Origin of the sequence: Halopseudomonas pelagia CL-AP6, assembly GCF_000410875.1 — a bacterium.
GTDB classification, from domain to species: Bacteria; Pseudomonadota; Gammaproteobacteria; order Pseudomonadales; family Pseudomonadaceae; genus Halopseudomonas; species Halopseudomonas pelagia.
In genome coordinates this window covers 1-11,943 of record NZ_AROI01000063.1, presented here as the reverse complement: position 1 = coordinate 11,943, position 11,943 = coordinate 1, and the positions used below count along the sequence as shown (strand labels likewise).

General features: G+C 58.8%; 11 protein-coding genes. 4 read left to right on the top strand and 7 right to left on the bottom strand.

The window, feature by feature from the left end:
- Nucleotides 1-61 precede the first annotated feature (61 nt).
- Nucleotides 62-1,633 carry a murein biosynthesis integral membrane protein MurJ gene (murJ, locus tag K787_RS0121540; protein WP_022964854.1) on the bottom strand — a complete coding sequence of 524 codons (1,572 nt, stop codon included), beginning with the start codon at nt 1,631-1,633 and terminating at the stop codon, nt 62-64.
- A gap of 250 nt (nt 1,634-1,883) precedes the next feature.
- On the opposite strand from murJ, the gene rpsT reads away from it, so the two are divergent.
- The gene (gene rpsT, locus K787_RS0121535) at nt 1,884-2,156 is read left to right on the top strand and encodes a 30S ribosomal protein S20 (RefSeq protein WP_022964853.1); all 273 of its coding nucleotides are present in this window, start codon (nt 1,884-1,886) and stop codon (nt 2,154-2,156) included.
- 698 nt (nt 2,157-2,854) lie between these two features.
- Here rpsT and proB read toward each other — a convergent pair.
- The 4 genes from proB to rplU all read right to left on the bottom strand — a co-directional run bounded on the left by proB (nt 2,855) and on the right by rplU (nt 6,403).
- A complete protein-coding gene (gene proB, locus K787_RS0121525) occupies nt 2,855-3,973 on the bottom strand; it encodes a glutamate 5-kinase (protein ID WP_022964851.1) in 1,119 nt (372 codons plus the stop codon).
- Between the two features lie 539 nt (nt 3,974-4,512).
- A complete protein-coding gene (cgtA, locus tag K787_RS0121520; protein ID WP_022964850.1) occupies nt 4,513-5,721 on the bottom strand; it encodes an Obg family GTPase CgtA in 1,209 nt (402 codons plus the stop codon).
- 89 nt (nt 5,722-5,810) lie between these two features.
- Complete coding sequence (gene rpmA, locus K787_RS0121515; RefSeq protein WP_022964849.1) at nt 5,811-6,068, bottom strand: 50S ribosomal protein L27; 258 nt, start codon at nt 6,066-6,068, stop codon at nt 5,811-5,813.
- Between the two features lie 23 nt (nt 6,069-6,091).
- Nucleotides 6,092-6,403 (bottom strand): 50S ribosomal protein L21, encoded by a 312-nt coding sequence (gene rplU, locus K787_RS0121510; RefSeq protein WP_028615192.1) that lies wholly within the window; start codon nt 6,401-6,403, stop codon nt 6,092-6,094.
- A 341-nt stretch (nt 6,404-6,744) separates the two neighbouring features.
- On the opposite strand from rplU, the gene K787_RS0121505 reads away from it, so the two are divergent.
- Nucleotides 6,745-7,713, top strand: coding sequence for a polyprenyl synthetase family protein (locus K787_RS0121505; RefSeq protein WP_022964848.1), 969 nt, complete (start codon nt 6,745-6,747; stop codon nt 7,711-7,713).
- A gap of 323 nt (nt 7,714-8,036) precedes the next feature.
- Here the strand turns inward: K787_RS0121505 and bamJ are convergent, their stop codons facing one another.
- Nucleotides 8,037-8,651 carry a BamJ family beta-barrel-assembly machinery protein gene (gene bamJ / locus K787_RS0121495; RefSeq protein WP_022964846.1) on the bottom strand — a complete coding sequence of 205 codons (615 nt, stop codon included), beginning with the start codon at nt 8,649-8,651 and terminating at the stop codon, nt 8,037-8,039.
- Between the two features lie 121 nt (nt 8,652-8,772).
- Between bamJ and K787_RS0121490 the strand changes: the two genes are divergently transcribed.
- Both K787_RS0121490 and trmA read left to right on the top strand, forming a co-directional pair.
- Nucleotides 8,773-10,065: an NCS2 family permease gene (locus K787_RS0121490; RefSeq protein WP_022964845.1), complete on the top strand. Its 1,293-nt coding sequence runs from the start codon at nt 8,773-8,775 to the stop codon at nt 10,063-10,065.
- Nucleotides 10,065-11,153: a tRNA (uridine(54)-C5)-methyltransferase TrmA gene (trmA, locus tag K787_RS0121485; protein ID WP_022964844.1), complete on the top strand. Its 1,089-nt coding sequence runs from the start codon at nt 10,065-10,067 to the stop codon at nt 11,151-11,153. The genes K787_RS0121490 and trmA overlap by 1 nt, the downstream gene beginning before the upstream one ends.
- Before the next feature lie 104 nt (nt 11,154-11,257).
- Here the strand turns inward: trmA and K787_RS0121480 are convergent.
- On the bottom strand, nt 11,258-11,943 hold a 686-nt coding region (locus K787_RS0121480; protein ID WP_306362347.1), incomplete at its 5' end, for a DUF2931 family protein.

Here is an 11,943-nt window from a genome sequence, read left to right as displayed (position 1 = left end):
GACACAACCGCGTCAGCCGCAGCATCCCTGGCCGAGATGGAACTCGGCCACTCCCGGAGCATCAGCCCTGGCGCAGATGCCGCGTGCGCATACCGGTGGCCACCAAGGTAGCGGCGAACACGCCAATGCCGGCGACTACCAGCAAGGCCATTTCCCAGACTTTGTTTTGCCAGCCCCAGGCGAACCACTGCTCAGTAGCCGGCACCATCCAGATCACCACGGCCGACATGGCCACGCAGGCGGTCACCAACCTGAGCGCAAACACCCACCAACCCGGCTGAGCCTGGTAAATACCCATTTTCTTCAGCCCCCACCACAGCAGGCCAGCATTCAACATGGCCGCCATGGAGGTGGCCAGGGCTAGACCGACATGCGCCAGCGGCCAGATAAGGATCAAGTTCAGCACCATATTGACGACCATACAGATGATCGCGATCTTGACCGGCGTTTTGATGTCCTGGCGGGCAAAGTAACCGGGCGCCAGCACTTTGATCAGCATAAAGATCATCACCCCGACCGAATACGCCCGCAGCGCAGCGGCTGCCTGCACCACGTCACGCTCGGTCATGGCGCCGTAATGAAACAGAGTGGCAATCAGCGGCTCGGCGAGCAACAGCAAGGCCAGGGCCGCAGGCACGCCAACCAGCATGACCATGCGTATCGCCCAATCCAGCGTGGCGGAGAAAGCTTTCGGGTCTGCCCCTGCATGCTGGCGCGACAGCGCCGGCAATATCACGGTACCAATGGCGATACCAAAGGCCCCCAGCGGCAGCTCGGAAAGCCGGTCAGCGTAGTAAAGCCAGGAAATGCTGCCGGTCTCCAGAAACGAGGCCAGTACGGTGTCTAGCAACAGGTTGATCTGGCTGACCGACACGCCGAACAGCGCCGGCAGCATCAGCGTCATGATGCGCTTAACGCCCTCATCCTTGCGATCTGGCCGCGGCACCGGCAACAGCTTGATCTGCGCCAGAAACGGCAGCTGAAACAGTAACTGCACCACCCCGGCAATCAACACACCCCAGGCCAGGGCCATAATCGGCTGATCAAAATACGGGGTCATCAATACCGTCGCACCAATCATGCTCAGATTCAGTAATACCGGGGTGAAAGCCGGCACGGCAAAACGGCCATAACTGTTGAGGATCGAACCACAGAGCGCGGTCAGCGAGATCAGCAACAAATACGGAAAGGTGATGCGCAGCATATCGGTGGCCAGCGCGAGCTTTTCCGTCTGGTCATGAAACCCTGGCGCGAACAGGGTGATCAACAACGGCGCGCCGGCGACGCCCAAGGCGGTGATACCTACCAGCGTTAGCCCCAGAGTACCGGTCACCCGATCAACCAGTTGCTTGACCTCCGCCAGCGTGCGTTTGGTGCGATATTCCGACAATACCGGCACAAACGCCTGGGCGAATGCGCCCTCGGCGAACAGACGACGCAAAAAGTTGGGTATTTTGAAGGCGATAAAAAACGCGTCGGCCTCGGACTGGGAGCCAAAATAGGCCGCCACCACCACATCGCGGACCATGCCCAGTACGCGCGAAAGCATGGTCATTATGCTGACGACCATGCCTGAGCGCAGCAATGTGGGGGCTTTAGGCTCAGGTGCCGCGGGTGGAATGGAATCAGTCATGCATCAGGCCGCCGGATAAAACCGCGATGATAGCCTCCGCGACCACCGCGTGGCGAGGGTCAGGCGCAGCAAAGGCTTGTAGTGTGACGATAAAAGCCTCAAGCTTCCGGCCTTCAGCCTGCGGCTATAGATTGTTATCAATCCTACCTGCCTGGGACTGTTATCAACCCTTGACATTAGGGTATCTCGGCGGCATAGTACGCGGCCTTATTTGTACCTTATTCATCACGATTTTCTGAGGAGCACGACGGTGGCCAACTCACCTCAAGCCAAGAAACGCGCCAAGCAGGCCGAGAAGCGCCGCAATCACAATGCAAGCCTGCGCTCCATGGTTCGTACTTATATCAAGAACGTAGTCAAGGCTATTGAAGCCAAAGACCTCGAGAAAGCACAGTCCGCCTACACTGCAGCAGTGCCGGTCATTGACCGCATGGCTGACAAGGGCATTATCCCCAAGAACAAGGCAGCTCGCCATAAGAGCCGTCTGAATGCACACATCAAGGCAATGGCTACCGCTGCCTGATCGCATTCCTTGTGGTAGAAAAAACCGGCTTACGAGCCGGTTTTTTTGTGGGCGGAGATTGTGGCCGTGTTTGCTGGTGGCGCTTGAAGGCGACCCTTTAGGGCGCGGATAGCGCTAGCTTGGGGGCTTACGCTGCCGCCTGCGGAAAATGGTGCGGCTTCCGAACACACCGCGCTCCCTGCACCCCTATTATTCCTGCCACACAGAGTCCGACCCGCCAATCTCTAGCTGCACTAACAGGCTGACTGCTGTTCTGGGAGCGGCCGAGTGCTACCCTGGCCAGCGGTGGCGAGACTAACGTTGCCGTGTCGAGATGGAACTCGACACACCCGCAAGGCCCGCCGAGCGGACCGCTGCCCTGGGAGTGGCCGAGTTCCACCCCGGCCTGCGGTGGCGAGACTAACGTGCCGTGTCGAGATGGAACTCGACACTCCCGCAAGGCCCACCGAGCAGACCGCAGCCCTGGGAATGGCCGAGTTCCACCTCGGCCTTCGGAGGCTAGGCCGACGCTGCTGTATCGAGGTAGAACTCGACACACCCGCAAGGCCCACCGAGCAGACCGCAGCCCTGGGAGTGGCCGAGTTCCACCTCGGCCTGCGGTGGCGAGGCTGACACTGCTGTATCGAGGTAGAACCGGTCATCCTCGCGAACGCGGGGATCCATTTGACGGACTTAGCCGAGCACATCAATAACCGGACTCAAACCAACACCAAATTATCCCGATGCACCATCTCCGGCTCATCCAGATAACCCAGAATCTTCGCCACCGCGTCAGTCGGCTGACCCAAGATACGCGCGGCATCCTGAGCGCTGTAATTAACCAGCCCGCGAGCTACTTCCCGACCATCCGGGCCGACACACACGACCATCTCGCCCCGGCGGAAACTGCCTTCTACCGCCTGGATACCCACCGGCAGCAAGCTGCGACGCCCAGAGGCCAAAGCCTTTACCGCACCCTCATCAATTAACAAACGTCCGCGGGTTTGCAGGTGCCCGGCAAGCCACTGCTTGCGCGCAGCCAGCATACCCTTCTCCGGCAGCAGCAAAGTGCCCAGCTCCTCGCCCGCCTGCAGCCGCTCTATGACGCGCTCGATGCGCCCACCAACAATCACAGTGCCGGCTCCCGAACGGGCTGCCAGACGTGCCGCACGCAGCTTGGTCAGCATGCCGCCGCGGCCCAACGCACCGGCACTACCCCCGGCCATCTGATCCAGCGATGAATCATCCGCCATCGCCTGTTTGACCAGCTCGGCATCAGGATTATTGCGCGGATCGGCGGTATAGAGACCGTCACGATCAGTGAGGATGACCAGCAGATCACCTTCCACCAGATTGGTCACCAGCGCACCCAGGGTATCGTTGTCGCCAAAACGGATCTCGTCAGTCACCACGGTATCGTTTTCGTTGATGACCGGAATCACGCCCAGGTCCAGCAGCGCCCGCAGAGTGCTGCGCGCATTCAAATAGCGTTTGCGGTCGGAGAGGTCATCGTGGGTCAGCAGCACTTGAGCGGTAGACAGCCCATGCGCTTGAAAGCTGGACTCCCAGGCCTGCACCAGGCCCATCTGGCCAATAGCGGCAGCGGCCTGCATCTGATGAATGGTTTTCGGGCGTTCGGTCCAACCCAGCCGACTCATGCCCGCCGCCACTGCGCCGGATGAAACAAGCACCAGCTCGGCACCACTCTTGCGCAGCGCGACCAGCTGCTCGACCCAAACAGCCATAGCGTCCTTGTCCAGCCCGCGACCATCACCGGTGAGCAGCGCACTACCAATCTTGACTACCCAGCGACGGGCATTGGTTACCTTGTCACGCATATTCGATCCAGAAGCAAAGTGTCAGTTGAATCGCTGCATTCTACCTTATTCGCAGCCCGTGCGAATGGGCTTCGCCGGGAAGGTTGCTGCTCCGGGAATGGCCGAGTTCCACCTCGGCCAGCGGGGGTTCGGCTGACATTGTTGTGTCGAGATGGAACTCGACACTCCCAGGAAACATGCTGGGTAGATTGCTGTTCTGGGAATGACCGAACTCCACCTCCGCCAGGGATGCTGCGGCTGACGCCGTTATGTCGAGATGGAACTCGACACTCCCAGGAGACGGCGCCACAGACCTTGGCGGGTGGGATGCTGTTCCGGGAAGGCCGGGCGGGCTGCTGTCCGGGAAGGCCGAGTTCCATCTCGGCCAGCGGTGCTGCGGCTGACGCCGTTATGTCGAGATGGAACTCGACACTCCCAGGCGGCACCACCGGCCTTCCCGGCACACCCACAAACGCCGAGGCCGGCGCTCCCACCAAGACCAAAACAGGCTGTCAGGTAGGAGCGCCGGCCTCGGCGCGAAGCGGAATCAAACAACACCATCAATGCACGTAAATGACCTCCGGGCCATCTTCGTCATCTTCGTCGTCGTCATCTTCATCTTCGTCGTCAGTCAACAGACCCTGCTTGCGCAGCGCCTTGCGGTCATCCAGCGCCTGAATGTGCGCGCGCGCCTCGTCTTCGATCAGTTGATCCAGGGCGGCGACTTCGGCGGCATACTCTTCATCGTCGAGCATGCGCTGGTTGCGCTCATCCAGCCAGTTCATCACGTCTTTGGCCAGCTCATCAGTACCCTGATGCTCGGACGCGGAGATGACATAGACCGGGCCTTCCCACTCCAGACGCTCGACCACATCATCCAGCACTGCCTGCTGCTCGTCTTCCAGCAACTGGTCGCACTTGTTCAGCACCAACCAGCGCTCGCGCATGGTCAGGGCCGGGCTGAATTTACCCAGCTCGTGGATGATGGTTTCGATCGCTTCGACCGGGTCACTGCCATCCGGCGGGAGCATGTCGACCATATGCAGCAGCAGCCGCGTGCGCGACAGGTGCTTGAGAAAGCGCGTACCCAGGCCCGCGCCTTCGGCAGCGCCGGCGATCACACCGGGAATATCGGCGATCACAAAGCTGCGCAACTGACCCACATCGACCACACCCAGGTTCGGCACCATGGTGGTAAAGGGATAGTCCGCCACTTTCGGCTTGGCCGCTGACACGGCGCGGATGAAGGTGCTCTTGCCGGCGTTCGGCAGACCCAGCAAACCGACATCGGCCAGTACTTTCAATTCCAGCTTGAGATCACGCTGCTCGCCCAGGCTGCCATTCGACGTCTGGCGCGGCGCGCGATTCACGCTGGACTTGTAACGGGTATTACCCAGACCATGGAAGCCGCCCTGAGCAACCAGCAAACGCTGGCCAGGCTCGGTCAGATCGCCAATAATTTCCTGGGTGCCGGCATCAATCACCGTGGTGCCGATCGGCACGGGCAGGATCAGATCCTCGCCCTTGCTCCCGGTACAATCCTTACCGCTGCCGTTCTGGCCGCGCAAGGCATTGAAGCGACGCTTATAGCGGTAGTCCACCAGGGTGTTGTAGTTGTCGGCCACTTCGAGATAAATCGAGCCGCCATCACCACCATCACCGCCATCAGGCCCGCCCTTGGGAATGAATTTTTCCCGGCGAAAGCTCATACAGCCGTTTCCACCATCGCCGGCCTTGACCGTAATGGACACTTCATCAACGAATTTCATCTAGCTCCCTCCCAACTTGGGATGGGTTAAGGTTACTACAAACAAAAAAGCCCCGTCGTCAGACAGGGCTTATTCGAACCAGGGTAGTATCAGGCTTCTACGACATTCACGTAGCGACGACCGAACTTGCCCTTCACTTCGAACTTGATCACGCCAGCCGCTTTCGCGAACAGGGTGTGATCCCTGCCCATACCGACGTTCTTGCCGGGATGGAATTCAGTGCCACGCTGACGAACAATGATGTTGCCAGGAATGATCGACTGACCGCCGTACATTTTAACGCCAAGGCGTTTGGATTCTGAATCGCGACCGTTGCGCGTGGAACCGCCTGCTTTTTTGTGTGCCATGGGTGTTTATCTCCTCAATGGGCTTAGGCAGAGATGCCGGTAATCTTGATTTCGGTGTACCACTGACGGTGGCCCTGACGCTTCATGTGGTGCTTACGACGACGGAACTTGATGATCCGGATCTTATCGCCACGGCCATGGGCGCTGATTTCAGCAGTCACCTTGGCACCTTCAACAATCGGCGCGCCGATGCTGATGTCGTCGCCGTTGCCGATCAGCAGCACGCGGTCGAAATCGATGCTGGCACCGGTTTCCACGTCCAGCTTCTCTACTCTCAGGTATTCACCTTCGGTGACCTTGTACTGCTTACCACCGGTAACAATCACTGCGTACATGATGCTTTCTCCGTAATCCTGCTCACCCGGCGCTTAGGTATAATGGTTAGTGGCCGGCATGGCTGCAAGTGGACCCGCCTATCGGGCCCTACCTTGCCATTGTCAAAACAGGGATGCTGTAAATCTGCTTTGCCGTAAATACAGTTAGCCGTAAATACGGTTTTCAGGGGCGGAAATTCTACGCAAAGACGCAGCCCTAAGCAAGCATTAACCGTTCTTGGCCAATGCATCGCCTTTGGCCAGCAATCACCTACCGCAAACGGCTGAAAACAGCCCGTTTTCTTGACAGCACAAGGCCTGCCACATAGCATGCCGCGCAACCTTTGAGGAATCTGCAGTTAATGTCCAGCCTGCCTTTTTATGATGCGGTCACCCGGGATTTTGATGAAGTCAATGCGCTGATCATGCGCCAGCTTCACTCCCGCGTACCTCTGGTCGAAAAGATCGGCCACTACATTATCAGTGCAGGCGGCAAACGCTTACGCCCACTGGTGGTATTGCTCAGCGCCCGCGCTTGCGGTTTGGAAGATCCGCGCCAGCATAGCCTGGCGGCCATTATTGAATTTCTGCATACCGCCACGCTGCTACATGATGACGTTGTCGACATCTCCGACCAGCGCCGTGGCCGCAGCACCGCTAACGCCCTGTGGGGCAACGCTCCCAGCGTACTGGTTGGCGACTTCCTTTATTCCCGTGCTTTCGAAATGATGGTTGAGCTGGGGGACATGCAGATTATGCAGGTGCTGGCCAATGCCACCAACGTCATCGCTGAGGGTGAAGTACTGCAACTCTCCAAGGTGCGCGACGCCAGCACTGATGAAGCTACTTATATGGAAGTCATCCGCAGCAAGACCGCGATGCTGTTTGAAGCCTCCACCCACAGTGCCGGACTGCTGGCTAACGCCGACCCAGCCCAAACAGAAGCACTGCGTGGGTACGGTAATGCACTGGGCATTGCCTTTCAGTTGGTGGATGACGTGCTGGACTACAGCGGCGACGCACAAGCGATGGGCAAGAATGTGGGCGACGACCTGGCCGAGGGCAAACCTACCCTGCCGTTGATCTATACCATGCGCGAAGGCACCGCCGAGCAGGCAGCCCTGGTACGCCAAGCGATTCAGAAGGGCGGCATTGACGATATAGAGAGTATTCAGCAGGCGGTGCGCGATTGCGGCGGGCTGGAATATACCTCGCGGCTGGCCCGAGAGCAGTCGGAAGAAGCGGTAAGACTGCTGCAGAGTTTACCGCCGTCAATCTACCGAGACTCGTTGGAGCAGCTGGCCCGGTTTGCGGTAGAGCGGGCTTACTGACAGCGGGCTGTCGCGGCGACTTTGTTCTCCGCGACACCATCGCGGCGAGGCCGCCGCTCCCACCAAGGGCCAGCCCAAACCCAAGGGCCAGGCCAAACCCAAACCCCAGGACCAGCCCAAGCCCAAGGGCCAGCCCAAACCCAAGCCCAAGGGCCAGCCCAAACCCAAGCCCAAGCCCAAGCCCAAGCCCAAGCCCAAGCCCAAGCCCAAGCCCAAGCCCAAGCCCAAGCATGCAGCATGCTGCTGCTTTTGAACTTGGTGGGAGCGGCGGCCTCGCCGCGATAAGGGTTTGAACTTGGTGGCAACCTCGCCGCGAAAGGGCTTTAAAGCACCTTCAACAACTCGATATCAAACACCAATGTGCTGTGCGGCGGAATACTGCCCGCACCGCGAGCGCCGTACGCCAGCTCGGAAGGAATATACAGACGCCACTTGGCGCCTTCCTTCATCAACTGCAGCGCTTCAGTCCAACCGGCAATCACACCACCCACAGGAAACTCTGCTGGCTCACCGCGCTTGTAGGAGCTGTCGAACACTTCACCGGTGATCAGCGCGCCTTCATAATGCGTTTGCACGGTAGAGCTGGCCTGCGGCGTTACGCCGGTGCCGTCATTGACCACTTCGTACTGCAGACCAGACGCCAGAGTAACAATGCCTTCACGCTGGGCGTTCTGGGTTAAGAACTCGACACCTGCCTGCCCCGCTTCACGCGCGGTGGCTTCAGCAGCAGCCTGCATCTTCGCTTGCAAACCAGCGAAAGCCTGCTGCAGCGCTGCCTCATCAACCTGACTGGGTTGCTGGGTAAAGGCATCGCGCAGGCCGGCAACCACTAGATCAATACTCAGATCCGGTATGTTACTACTACCCAGCTGATCACCCATCTGCCGGCCAATGCCGTAACTTACACGTTGTTCGTCCGTCTCGAAGGTGCTGCTCATGGCGGTGCTCCGCTAGAAAAATGGCCGTCAAGCCTGACATAAAGTCAGGAAGAATTCACCAACGCCAACGAGTCCGTTACAATGCCCGGCTTTTCAGGCCTATCAACCAGAGATCTCCCTCATGCTGGAAAAGTTGTTTCAACTCTCGGCCCATGGCACCAACGTGCGCACCGAAATTATCGCCGGCCTGACCACCTTCCTGACAATGGCTTACATCATCTTCGTCAATCCAATGATGATGGCCGACGCGGGCATAGATCCAGGCGCCGCATTCGTCGCCACCTGCCTGGCCGCCGCCATCGGCTCGCTGATCATGGGGTTGTGGGCCAACTACCCAATTGCTCTGGCGCCGGGCATGGGCCTGAATGCGTTTTTCAGCTATACCGTTGTGGGGTCGATGGGTTATAGCTGGGAAGTCGCCCTGGGTGCGGTATTCATCTCTGGCTTTATGTTCTTCCTGCTGAGCATTTTCAAGATTCGCGAATGGATCATCAACAGCATCCCCATGGCATTGCGCTCCGCCATCGCCGCCGGTATCGGCCTGTTTCTGGCATTGATTGCGCTGAAGAACGCCGGAATGGTGGTTGATCATCCCGCCACACTGGTCACCCTGGGCGATCTCACCCAGCCCGCACCGATTCTTGCAGCCCTGGGCTTTGTGATCATAGTCGCGCTCGCCTATCGCCAGGTGACCGGCGCAGTGATGATCGGCATTCTGGTCATTACCGGCATCAGCCTGATAGCAGGCCTGAGCCAGGCGAGCGGCATCGTCTCTGCGCCGCCGAGCCTAGCCCCCACCTATATGCAACTGGACATCCGTGGCGCGCTGGAAATCGGCATGCTCAGTGTGATTTTTGCCTTCCTGTTCGTTGATCTGTTTGACACCTCTGGCACGCTGATAGGCGTCGCGCAACGCGCCAATCTGGTAGACAAGAACGGCAAAATGCCGCGTCTGGGTCGCGCACTGATGGCCGACAGCACCGCCACCATGGCAGGCGCCGCGCTCGGTACGTCCACCACCACCAGCTATATCGAATCGGCCGCCGGCACCGCAGCGGGTGGCCGTACCGGCCTGACGGCCTGCGTAGTGGCGCTGCTGTTTCTGCTGGCACTGTTTTTCTCGCCACTGGCCGGAGCCGTGCCCGCCTTCGCCACCGCGCCAGCGTTGATGTTCGTAGCGGTACTGATGACCGGCGGGCTGATCCAGGTTAACTGGGACGACCTGACCGAAGCCGCTCCGGTGGTGATCACTGCGATCATGATGCCGCTGACCTTCTCAATCGCCAACGGCATCGCCCTGGGTTTTATCGCCTGGACGGCGATCAAACTGCTCGCCGGTCGCTGGCAGGACCTTAACCCCAGCCTGTATATTCTGGCCGGCCTATTCATCATCAAACTAGCGTTGTTCAACTAATGGGCCTGTCTTTCAACCCCGCCGACTATGACCAGGAACTGGCCACCAAGCGCCAGCGTCTGATTGACCTGCTCGCTCCTTTTCAGGCGCCAGAACCACAGGTTTTCTCCTCACCCAAAGAGCACTTTCGGCTGCGTGCCGAATTCCGCCTGTGGTATCAGGATGGCCAAGCGCACTACGCGATGTTCGAGCCTGGCGATAAACACAAAGCCGTGTTGATTGAACAACTGCCGATTGCCAGCCGCCGCATCAATGAATTAATGGGTCCGTTGCTCGCCGCCTGCAAAACCGAACCGCTGCTGGGTCGCAAGCTGTTTCAGATCGAGTTTCTGACCACCCTGTCCGGCGAAGCTCTGGTTAGCCTGTGCTACCACCGGCCGATCGATGAGAGCTGGGACGCCCCCGCGCAAGCGCTGGCAGAGCAGCTAGATATCATGCTGATCGGCCGTAGCCGCGGACGCAAACGAGTACTGCACCGCGACCATGTGCTCGAAGAGCTGCAAGTCGCAGGCCGCACCTGGCGTTACCAACAAGCAGAAGGCGGCTTTACCCAGCCCAACGGTCACGTCAACCAGCATATGCTTAGCTGGGCGCTGGACGCTGCAGGCGAGAATAGCGACGACCTGCTGGAACTGTATTGCGGCAACGGCAACTTCACCCTGCCGCTGTCTACCCGCTTTCGCAAAGTCATGGCCACCGAACTGTCGAAAAGCTCGGTCAAATCAGCTATCGCCAACCTGGAGATGAATCAGGTTGAGAACGTCACGTTGATCCGACTGGCCAGCGAGGAAGTCACCGAGGCCCTGACCGGTGTGCGCGAGTTCCGCCGTCTGCAGGGGATTGATCTCGGCGATTACAATTTTGGCACCGTGTTTGTCGACCCACCGCGTGCCGGGCTGGATCCAGCGACGCTGGAGTTGGTCAGGGGCTACCAGCGCATTCTGTATATCTCCTGCAACCCGCAAACACTGGCCGACAACCTCACCGCCCTGCACAGTACGCACCAGGTAACCCGTTGCGCGCTGTTTGATCAGTTTCCGTATACGCATCATATGGAGAGTGGCGTGTTGTTGGAGCGACGCGATTAGTCAGGACACCGGGCGCAGGCACTCAGGCTTAACGCCAGCCCGAATAGCAGGCCAAGCGATTTGATTCCGGACGGCTGTCGATAGGTTGATCTCAAAGGGTTTTTCTACCAGCTGTCATACGGTATGTCGTGGCTATCAACGTAAGCTTTCGCTTCAAGTGAAAGAGGTCGATGCTTGCCATTGGATGTGCCGTTGTAAGGGCCCTCTGGATGAACCTTGCCAACAAAGCGTCCAATCTCGATAGGCTCAAGGCAACCGCCGGTTAACCAGGCTTTGGCGATACCCCCTGGCGCGAGACCGAGGGTGACATTTTTCCGGTAACTGGTAACATTTTTGCCGTCAAATCGACAGTAAGCCTCGTCAGGCTTGAGCATTTCCTCACGCGCCCACTCCGGAATATTGATCCGGACATGATAGGTTTGCGGCTCCACCAGGGACTGCCAGCGTACAAAGACTATTTCCGGAAGATCGATGTTTGTCATGGATTTGAGAGCGCCAGAGCCAACGCGCTCGGGCCACCCACGCGGATCACCTTGATTGTCAGGAGGATTCTGAACCGATGCTATCCCACCATGGACCCGGTAGTAGGCCAACCCCCGTCGATCCAGCACATCGACACTTTCTACCCACACTTCCATATAGCTCGGAGCTCCCATACTGATACTCCAGTGGTTATAAGGCAGCTTGGGGGGGGCTGGATTCAGCGGGTCACGAGCGCAGGCACTGAGGCTGAGCAGCAGCCCGAGCAGCAGACAAAGCGACTTCATTTTGGGTAACCTTTTTGTGGCTG